This window comes from Plantactinospora veratri (assembly GCF_036421995.1).
GTDB lineage: Bacteria > Actinomycetota > Actinomycetes > Mycobacteriales > Micromonosporaceae > Plantactinospora > Plantactinospora veratri.
In genome coordinates this window covers 636,350-653,579 of record NZ_JAZGQL010000005.1, presented here as the reverse complement: position 1 = coordinate 653,579, position 17,230 = coordinate 636,350, and the positions used below count along the sequence as shown (strand labels likewise).

16 protein-coding genes are annotated in these 17,230 nt (G+C 73.7%); 13 read left to right on the top strand and 3 right to left on the bottom strand.

The window, feature by feature from the left end:
- The first annotated feature begins 15 nt into the window (after nt 1-15).
- Nucleotides 16-435, top strand: coding sequence for a YccF domain-containing protein (locus V1634_RS09100; RefSeq protein ID WP_331207292.1), 420 nt, complete (start codon nt 16-18; stop codon nt 433-435).
- A gap of 61 nt (nt 436-496) precedes the next feature.
- Here the strand turns inward: V1634_RS09100 and V1634_RS09095 are convergent, their stop codons facing one another.
- Both V1634_RS09095 and V1634_RS09090 read right to left on the bottom strand, forming a co-directional pair.
- Nucleotides 497-1,837, bottom strand: a complete 1,341-nt coding sequence (locus V1634_RS09095) for an RNA polymerase sigma factor (protein WP_331207291.1) — start codon at nt 1,835-1,837, stop codon at nt 497-499.
- On the bottom strand, nt 1,830-2,204 hold the full coding sequence (locus V1634_RS09090) for a YciI family protein (RefSeq protein WP_331207290.1): 375 nt from the start codon (nt 2,202-2,204) through the stop codon (nt 1,830-1,832). Before V1634_RS09090 ends, V1634_RS09095 begins: the two co-directional genes overlap by 8 nt.
- Between V1634_RS09090 and V1634_RS09085 the strand changes: the two genes are divergently transcribed.
- From V1634_RS09085 to V1634_RS09030, 12 genes are all read left to right on the top strand, one after another.
- Nucleotides 2,203-2,334, top strand: coding sequence for a hypothetical protein (locus tag V1634_RS09085; protein ID WP_331207289.1), 132 nt, complete (start codon nt 2,203-2,205; stop codon nt 2,332-2,334). The two genes, V1634_RS09090 and V1634_RS09085, sit on opposite strands and share 2 nt — an antisense overlap.
- A gap of 153 nt (nt 2,335-2,487) precedes the next feature.
- On the top strand, nt 2,488-3,564 hold the full coding sequence (locus V1634_RS09080) for a LacI family DNA-binding transcriptional regulator (RefSeq protein WP_331207288.1): 1,077 nt from the start codon (nt 2,488-2,490) through the stop codon (nt 3,562-3,564).
- Nucleotides 3,561-4,493, top strand: coding sequence for a carbohydrate ABC transporter permease (locus V1634_RS09075; RefSeq protein ID WP_331207287.1), 933 nt, complete (start codon nt 3,561-3,563; stop codon nt 4,491-4,493). The genes V1634_RS09080 and V1634_RS09075 overlap by 4 nt, the downstream gene beginning before the upstream one ends.
- Nucleotides 4,494-4,495: 2 nt before the next feature.
- The gene (locus tag V1634_RS09070) at nt 4,496-5,359 is read left to right on the top strand and encodes a carbohydrate ABC transporter permease (RefSeq protein WP_331207286.1); all 864 of its coding nucleotides are present in this window, start codon (nt 4,496-4,498) and stop codon (nt 5,357-5,359) included.
- Between the two features lie 30 nt (nt 5,360-5,389).
- Nucleotides 5,390-6,697 carry an ABC transporter substrate-binding protein gene (locus tag V1634_RS09065; RefSeq protein WP_331207285.1) on the top strand — a complete coding sequence of 436 codons (1,308 nt, stop codon included), beginning with the start codon at nt 5,390-5,392 and terminating at the stop codon, nt 6,695-6,697.
- A gap of 2 nt (nt 6,698-6,699) precedes the next feature.
- Nucleotides 6,700-7,833 carry an ADP-ribosylglycohydrolase family protein gene (locus tag V1634_RS09060; RefSeq protein WP_331207284.1) on the top strand — a complete coding sequence of 378 codons (1,134 nt, stop codon included), beginning with the start codon at nt 6,700-6,702 and terminating at the stop codon, nt 7,831-7,833.
- Between the two features lie 11 nt (nt 7,834-7,844).
- Nucleotides 7,845-9,188, top strand: coding sequence for an ADP-ribosylglycohydrolase family protein (locus V1634_RS09055; RefSeq protein ID WP_331207283.1), 1,344 nt, complete (start codon nt 7,845-7,847; stop codon nt 9,186-9,188).
- Nucleotides 9,185-10,144 carry a ribokinase gene (locus V1634_RS09050; protein WP_331207282.1) on the top strand — a complete coding sequence of 320 codons (960 nt, stop codon included), beginning with the start codon at nt 9,185-9,187 and terminating at the stop codon, nt 10,142-10,144. Before V1634_RS09055 ends, V1634_RS09050 begins: the two co-directional genes overlap by 4 nt.
- On the top strand, nt 10,141-12,093 hold the full coding sequence (locus V1634_RS09045) for an SUMF1/EgtB/PvdO family nonheme iron enzyme (RefSeq protein WP_331207281.1): 1,953 nt from the start codon (nt 10,141-10,143) through the stop codon (nt 12,091-12,093). Before V1634_RS09050 ends, V1634_RS09045 begins: the two co-directional genes overlap by 4 nt.
- 30 nt (nt 12,094-12,123) lie before the next feature.
- Nucleotides 12,124-14,295, top strand: coding sequence for an alpha/beta hydrolase-fold protein (locus V1634_RS09040; protein ID WP_331207280.1), 2,172 nt, complete (start codon nt 12,124-12,126; stop codon nt 14,293-14,295).
- A complete protein-coding gene (locus V1634_RS09035) occupies nt 14,292-15,497 on the top strand; it encodes a CaiB/BaiF CoA transferase family protein (protein ID WP_331207279.1) in 1,206 nt (401 codons plus the stop codon). Before V1634_RS09040 ends, V1634_RS09035 begins: the two co-directional genes overlap by 4 nt.
- Nucleotides 15,497-16,324, top strand: coding sequence for an HpcH/HpaI aldolase/citrate lyase family protein (locus V1634_RS09030; protein WP_331207278.1), 828 nt, complete (start codon nt 15,497-15,499; stop codon nt 16,322-16,324). Before V1634_RS09035 ends, V1634_RS09030 begins: the two co-directional genes overlap by 1 nt.
- Before the next feature lie 46 nt (nt 16,325-16,370).
- Here the strand turns inward: V1634_RS09030 and V1634_RS09025 are convergent, their stop codons facing one another.
- Nucleotides 16,371-17,189 (bottom strand): FHA domain-containing protein, encoded by an 819-nt coding sequence (locus V1634_RS09025; protein ID WP_331207277.1) that lies wholly within the window; start codon nt 17,187-17,189, stop codon nt 16,371-16,373.
- Nucleotides 17,190-17,230 lie beyond the last annotated feature (41 nt).

The following is a 17,230-nucleotide window of genomic DNA, read 5'->3' as shown; positions in this document are numbered from 1 at the left end:
GCGCACGATGGAGGCATGGTGCGATTCGTCCTCAACCTGCTCTGGCTGATCTTCGGTAGCGGCATCGCCCTCGCCATCGGGTACGGGATCGCGGCCCTGATCTGCTTCGTGCTGGTCGTGACCATTCCGTTCGGCGTCGCCGCGCTGCGGCTGGCGTACTACTCGCTCTGGCCGTTCGGCCGGACCCTGGTGGCGAAGCCCGGCGCCGGGCTCGGGTCAGGGCTGGCCAACGTGCTCTGGGTGGTGCTGGCCGGTTGGTGGCTGGCGCTGGCGCACATCGTCGCCGGGATCGCGCTCTGCGTGACGATCATCGGGATCCCGTTCGGCATCGCCAACTTCAAGCTGGTCCCGGCGGCGTTCTGGCCGCTCGGCCGGGAGGTGGTGGAGGTCGACGACCTCCGGCGCCCGGCGGCGACGTCGGCCCCGGCAGCCTGACCCGGGCAGGCTGCCGCCGCACACCGAGCCGGTCGGTGGGTGGGGCCGGCGCCGGGCGGAGTCAGGTGGTGCCGGGCAGCGCCTGGCGGCTGCGGCGCAGGAAGTCCTGCTCGACCGCGTTGCGGCTCAGCGCGGCGGCGGCGTCGTAGGCGTGCGCGGCCTCGGCGGTACGGCCCAGCCGGCGCAGCAGGTCGGCCCGGACGGCGTGGAACACGTGGTAGCCGCCGAGGTCCAGGTCGTCTACCAGGGCCAGCGCGGCGGCCGGCCCGGCGACCTCGGCGAGCGCGACCGCCCGGTTCAGCGCCACTACCGGGCTCGGGGCGATCGCCAGCAGGTGGTCGTAGAGCTGGAGGATCTGCCCCCAGTCCGTCTCGGCGGCGGTCGTCGCGTCCGCGTGCACCGCGTTGATCGCCGCCTGGATCTGGTACGGCCCCGGCCGGTCGCGGCGCAGGCAGCGCCGGACCAGCGCCTGCCCCTCCGCCACGAGCCGCCGGTCCCAGCGGTTACGGTCCTGCTCGGCCAGGCGCACCAGGGCGCCGTCCGGACCGGTGCGGCTCGGGCGGCGTGACTCGACCAGCAGCATCAGGGCGAGCAGTCCCAGTACCTCCGGCTCGTCGGGCATGAGCTCGGCGAGCAGCCGGCCGAGGCGGATCGCCTCGACGGCGAGGTCCGGCCGGCCGAGCCGCTCGCCGGAGCTGGCGGTGTGTCCCTCGTTGAACACCAGGTACAGCACGGCGAGTACGGCCCCGAGCCGGTCCGGCAGGTCGGCCTCGGCCGGCACCCGGTACGGGATGCGGGCGGCCCGGATCTTGCCTTTGGCGCGTACCAGGCGTTGGGCCATGGTCGGCTCGGGGACCAGGAAGGCGTGTGCGATCTGCGCGGTGCTCAGTCCACCCAACAGGCGCAGGGTCAGGGCGACCCGGGCGGCGGGGGCGAGTGCCGGATGGCAGCAGGTGAAGATCAGGCGTAGCCGTTCGTCCCGCACGGGTCCCTCCTCGTCCGGCCCGCTGCCGACGTACGGCGCCGGTTCTTCGGGGGTGTGCAACAGGGCGGCCCGGGCGTGCCGGTCCGCCCGGGTGGACTCGCGGCGGAGCTGGTCGATCGCCCGGTTCCGGGCGGTGGTGATGATCCAGCCGGCCGGGCTCGGCGGCGTGCCCTCGACCGGCCACCGCCGGATCGCGGTGGCGAACGCGTCCTGCACCGCGTCCTCGGCGGCGTCGATGTCGCCGAGGACGCGGATCAGTACGGAGACGGCCCGGCCGTACTCGGCCCGGAACGCCCGCTCGACGTCGGCGGCGGTCGCCGGCGCCCGCCCGGGGCGGTGCTCCGGGCGGGGCGCCTGGCCCGACGCGGCGCCCCGCTTCCGACGAGGTGCCCGTGCCGGGTGGGGCGGCTCAGGCACGGGGCGGATCGCAGCTGTCGGCCTCGTCGGCCAGTGGCCGTACCTCGATCGGCAGCAGACCGATCGCCCGGGCCAGCTTGCCGCCCCACTCCAGCGCCGCGTCGAGGTCGGGAGCCTGGATTACGGTGAACCCGCCGAGGTGCTCCTTGCCCTCGGTGTACGGCCCGTCGGTCATCAGCACCTCGCCGCCGTGGTGCCGGAGCACGGTCGCGGTGCTCGCCGGGTGGAGTCCGGCGGAGAAGACCCACGCTCCGGCGGCCTTCATCTCCTGGTTCAGGGCCGCCAGGTTCTCCATGATCGGGTCCAGGATCTCCGGGCCCGGCGGCTCGCCGTCGCCCTGGTAGATGCTGAGCAGGTACTGCTGCATGGTCCGCGACCTCCTGTTCCACCGCCGGCACGGCACCGGCGGCCTCTCCACCTCTACACGAACGGCGGCCCGCCGGATCGACACCTTCGTCGAGGAATTCGCCCGGCCGGTGCCCGTACTGCCGCGCTGAGCAGGGACGAAACATTTTCGTAACGGGGTCTTGACGGGTCGCGGGGAGCGGACCAGACTTCCCGGAAACGTTTACAAGTCAGGAGCGGAGGTTCGGTGCATGGGTCGTAAACGTTTACAACCCTCCGCCGACGGCCGGCCGACCGTGCATACCGTGGCGGCCCGGGCCGGCGTCTCGATCGCCTCGGCCTCGCGCGTCCTGAACGGCGTCGGCGGCAGCGCCGAGACGGTCCGCCGGGTCCGCGAGGCGGCGGCCGAGGTCGGCTACGTGCCGAACGCCATCGCCCGGTCCCTCCAGGCCCAGCGCACCGGCCTGGTCGCGCTCGCCGTGGCGGACATCGGCAACCCGGTCTACGTGGCGATGATGCGGGCCATCGAGGCCGTCGTCGCCTCCTCCGGCCGACAACTCCTGGTGCACGCCACCGGCGGCGAGATCGACAGCGAGACCGACCTGCTGCGCCGGCTCGCCAACCGCTACGTGGACGGCATGATCATGTCCCCGATCCGGATCACCGATCGCCACCTCGACGCGATCGTGGTCAGCCCGGTCCCGGTCGTCGTGGTCGGACAGTTGCCCGACGACGCGCCGGTGGACAACGTCCGGACCGACTCGCGGGCCGGCGTGGCGCTCGCCGTCGACCACCTGGTCGCGGCCGGGCGGCAGCGGATCGGCTTCGTCAACGGCCCGCTGGACACGGTGCCGGGCGCGGCCCGGGACGCCGGCTTCCGCGCCGCGCTGGCCAGCCACGGCATCCCGGTCGACGAGCGGCTGATCGAGGTCGGCGACTTCCAGTACGCCGCCGGCCGGGAGGCCGCGGCCCGGCTCTTCGCCCGGGCCGAGCCCGACGCGCTGCTCTGCGCCAACGACCTGATCGCGGTCGGTGCGCTGCACGCGCTGCTCACCGCGGGGCGCCGGGTGCCCGAGGACGTGGCGCTGGTCGGCATGGACGACACCGAACTGGCGCAGATGGCCTTTCCCCAGCTCTCCAGCGTCTCGCTGGGCTCCGCCGACCGGGGACGGCGGGCGGCCGAACTCCTGCTGGAGCGGGTCGCCGACCCCAGCCTGCCGCCCCGGCGCGAACACGTCGCCCCGAGCCTGGCGGTACGCGCCTCCAGCACCGTCGGCGGCCCGACCCGAAGCGATCTACCGCCGGCCCGGCGGCCCGCGACCGGCCCGGCGAGCCGCCCCTCGACGGCTCCGGCCGGCGGCACCGGTGGGGTGACCTCGTGACCACGCTGGCCGAACGACCCGACCTCGACCGGACCGGTCGGGGCGGCCGCTCCCGCCGCCGCTCCGACCGGACCACCGTCTACCTGCTACTGCTCCCGTCCCTGCTGCCGGTACTGGTGCTGTCGGTCTTCCCGCTGCTGCGCGGCATCTACCTCGGCTTCACCGACGCCCGGGCCGGCCGGAACGTCGAGGTCAGCTTCACCGGCCTGGCGAACTACCGGGAACTGCTCGGCGACAGCCTGTTCTGGAGTTCGTTCCGGATCGGCCTGCTCTGGGCGTTCGGGGTGACGGTGCTCCAGTTCCTGCTCGCCCTCGGGCTGGCCCTGCTGCTCGACCAGCGGCTGCGGTTCCGGGGCGTGGCCCGGGTGCTCGCCGTCGTGCCCTGGGCGATGCCACCGGTGGTGGTCGGCATCCTGTGGCGGCTGGTCTACCACCCGGATGCCGGGCTGCTCAACGAGTTCCTGCACCGGATCGGCGCGGACGGGCTCCGCACCACCTGGCTCGGCGACTTCAACACCGCCCTGCCGGCAGTGATCATCGTCGGGGTCTGGGCCGGCATGCCGCAGACCACCGTCGTACTCCTGGCGGGGTTGCAGGGCGTGCCGCGCGAGTTGCACGAGGCGGCCGCGATGGACGGAGCCGGGGCGTGGCAGCGGTTCCGCAACGTCACGCTTCCCTCGCTGATGCCGGTGATCGTGGCGATCACCTCGCTGGACTTCATCTGGAACTTCAACTCGTTCGGCCTGGTCTACGTGCTCACCGCCGGTGGGCCGGGCGGCCGCACCATGCTGCCGATGCTCTTCGCCTACGAGGAGGCGTTCCGGTACGGCAACTACGGCTACGCGGCGGCGCTCGGCAACGTGATGGTGGTGATCGTCGTGGCGTTGCTCGCGGTGTACCTGCGGCGCCGGCTACGGGAGGCGAACTGACGATGGCGCGGACCGACGTAACGCGCGGGACCGGCCGCCGCAGGCGGGTCGGCCGGGGACTGCAGTACCTGGCCCTCTCGGCGTACCTGGTGTTCCTGGCGTTCCCGCTGGTGTGGCTCCTCTCCACCTCGTTCAAACCACCCCGTGAACTGGTCAAGCTGCACCCCACGCTGATACCGGAGAGCCCGACGCTGGCCAACTTCGTGCAGGCCTTCACCGAGCAGGAACTCGGCCGGGCGGCCTGGAACAGCATCCAGGTGTCGCTGGCCTCGGCCCTGCTCACCGTGCTGATCGCGACCCCGGCGTCGTACGCACTCGCGCGTTTCCGGACCCGGCTGGGCACGGTCGCGCTGGGCTGGGTACTCCTCTCCCAGCTCTTCCCGTTCGTCCTCCTGATCATCCCGATCTTCCTGGTGTTGCGGCAGGCCGGACTGGCCAACACGCACGCCGGGCTGGTGCTGATCTACGTGGTCTGGGCGCTGCCGTTCGCGCTCTGGATGCTCCAGGGCTTTGTCCGCAACATTCCCCGTGAGCTGGAGGAGGCGGCCTCGGTCGACGGCGCCAACCGGGTACAGACGCTGCGCCGGGTGATCTTCCCATTGCTCACCCCGGGCCTGGTCGCCACCGCGCTGTTCGCGTTCATCTCCGCCTGGAACGAGTTCTTCTTCGCCCTGGTGCTGATCAAGACTCCGGAGCTGGCGACCCTGCCGGTCGCGCTGGCCCGGTTCGTCGGCATCGAGGGCACCGCCCGGCTCGGGCCGCTGGCGGCCGGCTCGCTGCTGGCCACCCTCCCCAGTCTGGTCTTCTTCGCCGTCATGCAGCGCCGGCTGGCCTCCGGGTCGCTCGCCGGTGCCGTCAAGGGATAACGCACACAACCACCACAGGAGGTAGCCCCCGTGCTCGACAGAGTTTCCCGACGAAGAGTTTCCCGGCGGGTCGCCGCCGCCGCGCTGGCCGGCGTCGTCGGACTCGGTGCGCTCGCCGCGTGTGGCGGCGGGAGCGGAGACGACGAGAGTTCCGGTCCGGCCAAGCTGCGCTTCCTCAGCCTGGCCTGGCAGAAGGAGTCGCTCCAGGCCAACAAGGACCTGGTCGCCAAGTGGAACGCCGAACACCCGGACATCCAGGTCGAGTACGTCCAGGGCGACTGGAACTCGGTGCACGACCAGTTGCTGACCGCCTTCGAGGGCGGCGACGCCCCGGACATCGTGCACTACGAGGCGGCGTCGATCGGCGAGTTCAGCAAGCAGGGCTACCTTGCCGACCTGGCAGGCCTGCTCTCCGACGACTTCAAGGGTCAGATCGACAAGGGGATCTGGGACACCGCGACGTTCGACGGCAAGGTGACCGGCGTGCCGTTCCTGCTGGAGTCGCAGGTGGTGATCGCCAACAAGAAGCTGCTGGACGCGGCCGGCGTCGCGGTGCCGCCCGCCGACGGCGGCTGGACCTGGGACGAGTTCCAGGCCAACGCGCAGAAGCTGACCGGTCCCGGCAGGTACGGCGTCGCCTGGGCGCTGAAGTCGCCGACGAACCGGGTGATGAACCTGGCGCTCAACTTCGACGGCAAGTACTTCTACACCGACGGCGGCAAGACCGAGGTGCGGATCGGGGAGGCCGAGAAGGAGGTGCCGAGACGGATCCACGACATGCTCTACACCAGCAGGACCGCCTCGCCGGAGGCGCTGGGGATGAGCGGCGCCGACACCCTGCCCGGCTTCTTCGCCGGCAAGTACGCGATGATTCCCGGCTCGGTGTCGCTGCGCCAGCAGATGGTCGAGCAGGCGCCGGCCGGCTTCGAGTGGGTGACGATCCCGCCGGTGAAGGGCGTCTCGGCCAACCAGGCCGCCAACCCGCAGACCCTTTCGGTCGCGGCCGACTCGGCGCACCAGAAGCAGGCGGCGCAGTTCCTGGAGTACTTCCTCAACCCGACCAACATGGCCGCGCTGGCCAAGGGCGACTGGCTGGTGCCGACCGGGAAGCAGGCGAACGAGGAACTGGTCAAGGCGACCGGCGGCAAGCAGGGCTGGGATGTCGCGGCGGACAGCGCCAAGGACCTGACGGTGGCGCCGTTCCAGATGGTCGACGGTTACCCGGAGTGGAAGCTGAAGTACGCCACCCCGGCCCTCCAGCAGTACTTCGCCAACAAGATCACGCTCGACCAGCTCGGTACGCAGCTCGTCGACGGTGGGAAGCAGGTCCTGAGGTAACCATGGAACACTTGCTCGACAAGTCGGTCGGCTGCCTGGTCGGCGCCGCGGTGGGCGATGCGCTCGGCGGGGCCACGGAAACGGCGCTGCCCGAGCAGATCCGGGCCCGGTACGGCGACTGGGTGCGGGGCGTCGCACCGCCGTTCCACGCCGACTGGGCCACCGCGCGGCCATTGGCGCCGTACCACAAGGGCGACGGGCACATCACCGACGACACGTTGATGACCCACGCGCTGGTGCGGGCGTACACGAGCAAGCGCGACCACCTCGACGCGTACGACGTGGCGGAGCTGCTCGTGCCCGACCTGCTCGAGCGGGTGGTCTACATCCCGGACCTGGAGCGGGAGGGGGTGACCTTCCACCGCCTCGCCGCCGCCGAGCGGTGGCTGGTCACCCGCCTGCACCACGCGCACGCCGACCCTCGGGAGGCCGGCGTCGGCAACATCGTCAACTGCGGTGCGGCGATGTACATGGCCCCGGTGGGGATCGTGAACGCGGGCGACCCGGCCGGTGCGTACGCCGAGGCGGTGGAGATCGCCGGGGCGCACCAGCACAGCTACGGCCGGGAGGCGGCGGCGGTGCTGGCCGCGGCGGTGGCGGCGGCGATGGCCCCCGGCGCGGGCGTGGACGACGTGCTGGCCGCGGTGCTCGACCTGGCCCGGGACGGCACCCGGGCGGCGATCGCCGCCGTGGTGGAGGAGGCCGAGGGGTACGCCGACTGGCGCGACGCCATCGCACCGCTGCGCGCCGCGGTGGCCCCGTACGACACGGTCGGCGAGGAGTACCGCAACCCGGGGTTGGGGGCGCGGCGACCCAGCCGGCTGCACTCGATCGAGGAGTTGCCGGTCGCCCTCGGCATGCTGGTGGTGGCCAAGGGAAACCTGCCCGAGGCGGTGCTCGGCGCGGTCAACTACGGCCGGGACGCCGACTCGACCGCCACCATGGCCGGGGCGATCGCCGGGGCGCTCGGCGGTGCGGCGGCGGTCCCGGCGCAGTGGTCGGCGACGGTCGCGGAGGCGTCCCGGACCGACCTGGTCGCACCGGCGAAGGAGCTGGCCGAGGTGGCGGCGGAGGTCTTCGCGCGGGACCGCGAGCGGTTCACCCGGCGCGCCGAGCGGTTCGCCGGACTCTCATGAGGCTCAGCTGGGTGCAGCCGGAGGATCTGCTGCCGCACGAGCTGGCGGCCAGCGCCGACGAGGGGCGGGACGTCTCGGCGGTCGCGCGGCGCTGGACGGCGGCCGGTGGTTCGGTGCTGCCGCCGGTCAGCGGGGCGTCGGCCGAGCCCGCCGGCCCGGAGCTGCGGGCACTGGCCGTGGAGCTGCTCGACGAGTGCGACGCGCTGCCGTCGACCCGTTCGGCGGCCGAGCCGACCGAGCTGGCCGCGATCCGGGCGAGCTGGCCGGCGTCGTACGGGCTGCCGACCGGGGCGCCGGAGCCCGACCGGTTGCACGGCGGTTGGCTGGGCCGGGCGGTCGGCTGCCTGCTGGGCAAGCCGGTGGAGAAGATCCCCCGGCAGGGCATCCGGGAGATCCTGACCGCCACCGGGCGGTGGCCGCTGGCCGGCTACTTCACCGGAGTCGGGCTGCCGGCCGAGGTGGCGGCCCGCTGGCCGTGGAACCGGCGCAGCGCGCCGACCAGCCTGGCCGAGAACATCGACGGGATGCCGGAGGACGACGACCTCAACTTCGCGCTGCTGGCGCTGCGGATCCTGGAGACGCACGGCCGGGAGTTCACCAGCGCCGACGTGGCCCAGGCGTGGCTGGACTGGCTGCCCGGGGGACGGGTCTTCACCGCCGAGCGGGTGGCGTACCGGAACCTGCTGCTCGGGCTGGCCCCACCGCAGACGGCGCTGCGGCACAACCCGTTCCGGGAGTGGATCGGCGCCCAGATCCGCACCGACGTGTACGGCTGGGTGCACCCGGGCCGGCCGGACCTGGCGGCCGAGCTGGCCCACCGGGACGCGGTCGTCAGCCACGTCCGGGGCGGGGTGCACGGTGCGCTCTGGGTGGCGGCGATGACCTCGGCCGCCGTGGTGGCCTCCGACGTGGACGCCGTACTCGACGCGGGCGAGTCGGTGCTGCCGCCGCAGAGCCGGTTCGCGGCGACGGTACGCGAGGCCCGCGCCCTCGGCGCCGGGGCGGCGGCCCGCTCGACCGACTGGGAGTCGGTGCTGGACACCCTCTACGCCCGGCACGGCCACCTGCACTGGGTGCACGTACGCAACAACGCCGCCCTGGTGGCGGCGGCGTTGGCGTACGGCCGGGGCGACCTGGTCCGGTCGATCTGCGCGGTGGTCAGCGGTGGCTGGGACACCGACTCCACCGGGGCGACGGTCGGCTCGGTGACCGGGGCGCTGACCGGTGCCGCCGGGCTGCCGGCCGAGTGGACCGGACCGCTGCGCGGGCGGCTGCGCAGTAGCATCGCCGGCTTCGACGGCGTGACCTTCGAGGAGTTGGCCGAACGGACCGGGCGGCTGGGGGAGGAATCATGACGACGGTGGAATCCGGCGAGGTCCGGGTGGTGGTGGTCGGCAGCGCCAACCTGGACCTGGTGGTGTCGACGCCGACGCTGCCCCGGCCCGGCGAGACGGTGCTCGGCGACGCGCTGCGGACCGTTCCCGGCGGCAAGGGCGCCAACCAGGCGGTGGCGGCTGCCCGGGCCGGGGCCAGGTGCGACTTCGTCGGCGCGGTCGGGCAGGACGGCTTCGCCGACCAGCTCCGGAACAACCTGGCGGAGGCGGGGGTGGACCTGCGCCGGCTGCGTACCGTGCCGGGTCCGTCCGGGGTGGCGCTGATCGCGGTGGACGCGCGGGCCGAAAACCTGATCGTGGTGGCGCCGGGCGCGAACGGCGAACTGACCAGCCTGGACGCGGACGACCGGACGACGGTGGAGGCGGCGGACGTGCTGCTCTGCCAGTTGGAGGTACCGCTGCCGGCGGTCGCCCAGGCCGCACGGTGGGGCCGGGGCGCCGGTACCACGGTGGTGCTGAACGCCGCGCCGGCCCGCGCGCTGCCGGCGGACCTGCTCGACGTCGTCGACCTGCTGGTGGTCAACCAGGTCGAGGCGGCCGTGGTGGCCGGCGTCGCCGCCGAGACCGGCGTGGAGACGCTGCTGGACGCGCTGCTGGCCCTGGTACCGCGGGTGGTCATCACGCTCGGCGCCGACGGCGTGCGCTACGCCGACCGGCTCGGCCTGCGGCTGGCGGTCGAGGCGCCGACGGTCGAGGCGGTCGACACCACCGCGGCCGGGGACGCGTTCACCGGTGCGCTGGCGGTGGCCTGGGCGCAGCGGCGCGGGCCGGTCGAGCCGGCGGCGGTGACGGCGGCGCTGCGCTGGGCCTGTGCGGCGGGTGCCGCCTGCGCGCGGCGGCCCGGCGCCTCCACCGCGCTGCCCAGCCGGGACGAGATCGACGCCCTCTACGCACAGACCTACCCGGAGCCGGCATGACGTTCAACCCCTATGTCCCGAGGCCGATCGACCTGCCCACGGCGGTGCCGCTGGCAGCGCACGCCGACCTGTCGGTGCTGGACGAGGCGAAGATCTTCGCCGCTCCGGAGGATCCGGCCCGGTGGCCGGCCTGGCGGGATCGGCTGACCCGCTGGCGGACCGAGGCGCGGGCCCGGCTCGGCTACGACGGCGGGCACTACGCCGAGATCGCCGGGGACTGCTTCACCGTCTGCCTGGTCTGGCTCTGGGACGAGACGCTCTACGACGCCGAGCGCGGCGTCTTCACCGTCGAGGGCTTTCTCGACCGCGCGGAACGCGACTTCGGCGGCTTCGACGGGGTGGTGCTCTGGCACGCGTACCCGGTGATCGGGCTGGACGACCGCAACCAGTTCGACTTCTACCGGCAGGTGGCAGAGCTGCCCGAGCTGGTCCGGGCGTTCCAGGCGCGTGGCGTCCGGGTTTTCGTCGACTACAACCCGTGGGACGTCGGTACTCGTCGGGCGCGGCGCTCCGACGCCGACGAGGTCGCCGCGCTCGCCGGCTGGCTGGGCGTGGACGGCGTCTTCCTGGACACCCTGAAGGAGGGCGCGGGCGAGCTTCGGAAGACCCTGGACGCGGTCCGGCCCGGAATGGTGCTGGAGGGCGAGTCGCGGGTGCCGCTGGCCCGGATCGCCGACCACGCGATGTCCTGGGCGCAGTGGTTCGCCGACTCGCCGGTGCCGGGGGTGCTGCGGGCGAAGTGGTTCGAGCGGCGGCACATGCTGCACCACACCAGGCGCTGGCACCGCGACCACCTCGACGAGCTGCACTCGGCCTGGCTCAACGGGGCCGGGGTGCTGGTCTGGGAGAGCGTCTTCGGGGTCTGGGTCGGCTGGAACGAACGGGACCGGGCGCTGCTGCGGGCGATGCGCCGGGTGCAGCGCGGCCACGCTGCCTGGCTGCGCGCCGAGGACTGGACCCCGCTCGCCGACCACGTCGCCGGAACCGAGGTGTACGCCTCGCGCTGGCTGCACGACGGCACTCCGCTGTGGACGGTGGCCAACCGGGGCGGGGCGTACGACGGGCCGTGGCTGGTCACCGAGGAGCGTCCCGGCCACCGCTGGTACGAGCTGACCACCGGTGCCGAGCTGACCGCCACCCCGGCCGGTCCCGGTCGGGTAGCCGTCGGCGGCGCGCTTCCGGCGGGTGGGATCGCCGCCGTGCTCGCCACGGTCGAGGAGTTGACGCTGCCCCGGCACGCCCCCGCCGGAGGTGACCCGAACTTCCCGGCCCGGGCAGCGGTCCGCCGGGCCGCGCCGGTGGCGCGCCGCGACGACGTACCCGACGGGATGCGGGCGGTCGACGGCGGGCGGCGGGAGTTGCTGGTCCGGTACCGGCAGCGGGAGACCGGGCTCTACGGCGAGGCGCCGTACGTCGACGAGTGGAAGCCGCTGCCGCCCCGACTGCACCAGCCGGTGACCCTGCACCGGACCGTTCAGATCGGACGGTTCGCCATCGCCGAGCGTGAGGTGACCGTCGCCGAGTACGCCGAGTTCGTCCGGGTCACCGGCTATCGCCCGCTCCGGCCGGAGCGCTGGCCGTGGGCGGACGGTGGGCTGCCGGGGCCGGCCGACGGGCCGGCCACGCACGTGGAGCTGGCCGACGCCCGGGCGTACGCGGGCTGGGCGGGGCTGCGGCTGCCGACCGAGGACGAGTGGCAGGTCGCCGCCGAGTCGGGACTGCTGCGCCGGGCCGAGCCGCTGGTCTGGAACCTGACCGAGAGCGAGCACACCGACGGGCGTACCCGGTTCGTGATCCTCAAGGGCGGTGCCGCGTACCGGGCGGACGGCTCGGACTGGTATCTCGACGGCGGGCCGCAACCGCCGGAGGCGTCGGTGAAGCTGCTGACCCTCGGCGCCGGACTGACCCGTTCGGAGTCGATCGGCTTCCGCTGTGCCGTCGACCTGTAGCCCGTGGCGCAGCTAGGAGGAAGGAACCCGATGAGGAGACCATGGCGGCTCGGCGGTGTGGCCGGGGTACTGCTGCTCTCGGTCGGCCTGGTCGGCGCGGTGCCCGGCGGCGCCGTGGCGGGCCGGGACCGGGCCGGGACGGTGAGCACCGCCAGCGCACCGTCGGCGGCGCTCGGCTCGCCGATCGACTACACCGTCTACCTGCCGCCCGGCTACGCCGACCGGCGTAACACCACCGTCCGGTATCCGGTGCTCTACCTGCTGCACGGGCGCGGCGACACGATGTCGGCCTGGACCCGGGTGACGGCCGACCTGGACCGGATGATCGCCGACGGCGAGCTGCCGCCGGTCATCGCGGTACTCCCGGACGCGCCGTGGAGCGGCCGGGGAAGCTGGTACGTCGACTCCGGCTACACCGGGGCGGACGATCCGGGCCGACCGGTCGAGACCGCGCTCACCCGCGACCTCGTATCCTATGTGGACTCCACTTATCGCACCGCCGCGCACCGGGGCGCCCGGCTGGTCGGCGGCTATTCGATGGGCGGGTACGGCGCACTCCGCTACGCGCTGGCCCACCCGGACCTCTTCGCGAACGCGCTGGTGCTGAGCCCGGCGGTCTACCACCCGCTGCCGCCGGCCGACTCCTCGGCCCGGGAGTACGGCGCCTTCGGCGTGGGCGACGAACGCTTCTCGGCCGAGGTCTACCGCCGGCTGAACTATCCGGCCCTGCTGCCGACCCTCGACCCGGAGCTGCCCGTGCGGATGTTCATCGCCGTCGGCGACGACGAGTGGGCCAACCCGGACCCGGCGGAGGCGGCACACGACCTCGACTACGAGGCCGCCACGCTCTACAACACCGTGCGACGCTCCGAGGTGGTCTCGGCGCAGTTCCGGGTCGTCGACGGCGGCCACGACTGGGACGTCTGGCGGCCGTCCTTCGTGGACGGGCTGCGGCAGCTCGCCCCGACCCTGAGCGCCGCCCCGCCGGCCGCACCGCCCGGACCGCCGCACGGCACTCCCGGCACCGACTGGGCCGGTGGCGTCGCGGCGGCCCCGGACGGCGGCGCGACCATCGGGTACGCCGCCAGCGGCCCGGTCGCCGGCCAGCCGTACGCGGGCGGGCTCGACGCCGTACTCACCCGGCTCGGCCCCGACCGCCGTACGCCACAGTGGACAGCGCAGTTCGGCACTCCGGCGAACGAGCGGCTCTACGGTGTCGTGCCGACCGCTGACGGTGGCGTGCTGACCGCCGGCTACACCCGGGGCGACCTGGACGGGACGCATCCGGGCAGCCCGGCCGACGACGGGTTCGTGACCAGGCTGACCGGCACCGGAGAGCGGGCCTGGCTGACCCAGCTCGGCGACCCGGTCAAGGCGGACCGGTTCTACGGCATCGCACCCGCCCCGGACGGCGGTGCCTACGTCGCCGGCTACACCAGCGGCGCGTACGCCGGCACCAGCGCCGGGGACAAGGACGCCCTCCTGGTGCGGGTCGGCCCCGACGGGCGGGTCGCCTGGAGCCGCCAGTTCGGCGGCAGCGGCGAGGACAAGGCGTACGCGGTCGCGGCCGACGCCTCCGGCGTCTTCCTCGCCGGCAGCAGCTCCGCCGGGATGCCCGGCGCCGCCCACCTCGGTGGCGCGGACAGCTGGCTGGCCCGGTTCACCCCGGCCGGTAGTCGACAGTGGACGGTCGCCGACGGTGGCCCCGGTGATGACCTGCTGACCGGGCTCGCCGTGACCACCAGCGGCACCGTGGTCGCCACCGGCGGTACCGGTGGGGAGGCCACGGCCGGCGGCACCGACGTGCTCACCGTGGCGTACGACGCGAATGGCCGGCAGCGGTGGCGGACCGTCAGCGGCGGCTCCGGCGACGACGCCGGGGCCGAGGTGCTGGCGCTGCCCGACGGTGAGGTCGCCGTGGTCGGCTTCACCCACAGCGCCCTTGGCGTACCGGCCGGTGCGGCGGACGTGCTGACCCTGCGGCTGGACCGGCGCGGCAAGCAGGTGCTGGCGGCGCAGTACGGCACCGCCCGGGACGACGCGGTGGACGCCTTCGGCGAGGAGAACGTCTACGCCACCCGGACCGGCGACGGAAAACTGCTGGTCAGTGGCTTGACGATGGGAAGTCCGGCCGGTGCTGCGGCGCTCGGCAACGGCGACGTCTTCGTGGCGTCGGTCGACCCGACGGGAGGACTGCCGTGACGGAGAAAAGTTCCGGTCCGGCCGCGCTGGCCGGGGTGAAGGTGGTGGAGCTGGCCACCCTGTTCGCCGGGCCGCTCGCCACCGCGTTCCTCGGCGACTTCGGTGCCGAGGTGGTCAAGGTGGAGCACCCGGCGAAACCCGACCCGTCCCGGGGACACGGGCCGGCGAAGGACGGGATCGGGTTGTGGTGGAAGGTGCTCGGCCGCAACAAGCGGACCGTCACCGCCAACCTCTCCGACCCGGCCGGCGCCGAGGTACTGCGCCGACTGGTCGCCGACGCCGACGTACTGGTGGAGAACTTCCGGCCCGGCACGCTGGAGCGCTGGGGGATCGGCCCGGCCGAACTGCACGCGGTCAACCCCCGGCTGGTGATCGCCCGGATCAGCGGCTTCGGCCAGTTCGGCCCGTACGCCCGGCGGCCCGGGTTCGGCACCCTCGCCGAGGCGATGAGCGGGTTCGCCGCCGCTACCGGCGAGCCGGACGGTCCGCCGACGCTGCCGCCGTTCGGGCTGGCCGACTCGGTGACCGCGCTCGCCACCGCCTACGCGGTGATGCTGGCGCTGCGCGCCCGGGACGTCACCGGGGCCGGTCAGGTGGTCGACCTGGCGATCATCGAGCCGATCATGGCGATGCTCGGCCCGCAGATCACCTGGTACGACCAGCTCGGCTACCTCCAGCCCCGGCTCGGCAACCGGTCGAACAACAACGCGCCCCGGAACACGTACCGGTGCGCGGACGGGCGCTGGGTGGCGGTGTCGACCAGTGCGCAGAGCATCGCCGAGCGGGTGCTCCGGCTGGTCGGCCGCCCCGAACTGGTCGACGAGCCGTGGTTCGGCACCGGCAGCGGACGGGCCGCACACGCCGACGAGCTGGACGCCGCCGTCGGGACCTGGGTGGCGGCGCGGGACCGGGACGAGGTGGTGGCCGCCTTCGAGGAGGCGCAGGCGGCGGTCGCGCCGATCTACGACGTACCGGACATCCTCGCCGATCCGCAGTACACGGCGCTGGGCACGGCGGTCTCGGTGCCCGACCCCGACCTCGGGCCGGTGCGGATGCAGAACGTGCCGTTCCGGATGTCGGCGACGCCGGGGAAGATCCGGCACACCGGTCGGGCGCACGGCCAGGACACCGACGAGGTGTTGGCCGCGCTCGGCCTCACCGCCGAGGAGATCGCGCGGTTGCGGGCGGCGGGAGCGATCTGATGCTGCTCACCCTGCTCTACGTGCCCGGCGACCGGCCGGACCGGTTTGCCAAGGCGGTCGACTCCGGTGCCGACGCGGTGATCGTGGACCTGGAGGACGCGGTGGTGGCGGCCCGCAAGGTGTACGCCCGGGACGCCGCCGCCGAGTTCGTCGCCGCCCCCCACCGGGTGCCGGTCTTCGTCCGGGTCAACGAGCTGACCGGACCGGATGTCGCCGCCGACCTCGACGCGCTGGCCGGTGCACCGGGGCTGGCCGGGCTGCGACTGCCCAAGGTGGAGTCGCCGGAGGCGGTGCGGGCGGTCGCCGCGCGGGTGCCGGTGCCGCTGCATCCGCTGGTCGAGTCGGCGGTCGGGGTGGAGCGGGCGTACGAGATCGCCGGGGCGCATCCGGCAGTCGCCTCGATCGGGCTCGGCGAGGCGGACCTCCGCTCCGACCTCGGGGTGACCGCCGAGGACGGGCTCTCCTGGGTACGCGGCCGGATCGTCGTCGCCGCCCGCGCCGCCGGCCTGCCGCCCCCGCTCCTGCCGGTGTACGCCAACGTCACCGACCTGGCCGGGCTGGCCGAGTCCTGTGCGGCCGGCCGCCGGATGGGTTTCGTCGGCCGGACCGCGATCCATCCCCGGCAGTTGCCGGTGATCGTGGCGGCGTTTCGGCCCTCGGCCGAGGAGGTGTCCCGGGCCCGGGAGCTGCTGGACGCGGTCGCCGAGGCACAGACCCGGGACTCCGGCACGGTGGTGCTGCCGGACGGCCGGTTCGCCGACCGGGCCATGGTGGCGGCGGCCCGCCGTACGCTCGACCTCGCCGAGCGGTACCTGACCCGGAGCTGACCTGGCGGCGGTCGTCCGGCGACGCGGCGATGCCGCTCCCGGTGGCTCACCCGGGCGGCGCCGGCCGCACCGCCTCCTCGTCGAGCAGCCGAAGGTCGGCCCTGGTGATCGTCGTGGTGACGAGGAGCTCCGTGATCAGGTTGTGGTTGAGGGTGTTGCCGACCGGCGGCGGGATCTCCTTCTCCAGCAGCCCCGGGACCCTGCGGCTGAGCCGGGTGCGGACCTTGGCGACGATGTGGGCCGACCGCCGCCAGCTCCACTCTTCGGTCGGCTGCAACGCGCCCAGTTCGGCGGCGACCTGAGCCCAGGTGAGCGGCTGCGGCTGCGGCTCGTTCCGCAGGTACCGCTGGCCGAGGCAGACCAGCACCAGCTTCTCGACCGGGCTCAGCTCCCACCTCTCACGGTCGCGTGTCTCGACCTCGGGCCCGTCCGTCGCGCCCGGCTGCGAGGTCGATGCCGCGACCCGGACCTCCAGCAGGTGGTCCTGGCGCGGCCCGACGATGAACAGCGGGGTGTACCCCGGCGGCAGCTCGGCCCGGTCGCCGCCGAGCACCAGAAACGAGCCGGGCAACCGGATGGGCAGCCGGCCGATGTTGTTCAGCACCCACCGCGAGTGCTCCCGGGTGATGATCCCGTGTCGCCGGCTCACGTGTGGATCACCGGCACCGACGCAGACGTGCACCTGCGGCTCGTTGCGTCCGAAGACCAGCGGAAAGCCGGCATCCGGGGCGACGCTCATCCCGCCGTTGACCCCGAGCACGAACAGGGTCTCCGGCCGGGCCGGCGGAAGCCCGCGCGCCAGGCTGCCGGTCTGGCTGGACAGCAGGCTGACCTTACTGGCCGACCTGGGAAACGGCATCGTCACCGCTCGTCTCCTTCCGCTCGCGCCTCCGTGGCCACGCTAGG

Bases quoted from the DNA above. Each gene is read 5' to 3' on its own strand.
- V1634_RS09045 (WP_331207281.1), top strand. From the start codon at position 10,141: ATGACGTTCAACCCCTATGTCCCGAGGCCGATCGACCTGCCCACGGCG.
- V1634_RS09050 (WP_331207282.1), top strand. From the start codon at position 9,185: ATGACGACGGTGGAATCCGGCGAGGTCCGGGTGGTGGTGGTCGGCAGC.
- V1634_RS09030 (WP_331207278.1), top strand. From the start codon at position 15,497: ATGCTGCTCACCCTGCTCTACGTGCCCGGCGACCGGCCGGACCGGTTT.
- V1634_RS09040 (WP_331207280.1), top strand. From the start codon at position 12,124: ATGAGGAGACCATGGCGGCTCGGCGGTGTGGCCGGGGTACTGCTGCTC.
- V1634_RS09085 (WP_331207289.1), top strand. From the start codon at position 2,203: ATGGTCCGCGACCTCCTGTTCCACCGCCGGCACGGCACCGGCGGCCTC.
- V1634_RS09060 (WP_331207284.1), top strand. From the start codon at position 6,700: ATGGAACACTTGCTCGACAAGTCGGTCGGCTGCCTGGTCGGCGCCGCG.
- V1634_RS09090 (WP_331207290.1), bottom strand. From the start codon at position 2,204: ATGCAGCAGTACCTGCTCAGCATCTACCAGGGCGACGGCGAGCCGCCG.
- V1634_RS09100 (WP_331207292.1), top strand. From the start codon at position 16: ATGGTGCGATTCGTCCTCAACCTGCTCTGGCTGATCTTCGGTAGCGGC.
- V1634_RS09070 (WP_331207286.1), top strand. From the start codon at position 4,496: ATGGCGCGGACCGACGTAACGCGCGGGACCGGCCGCCGCAGGCGGGTC.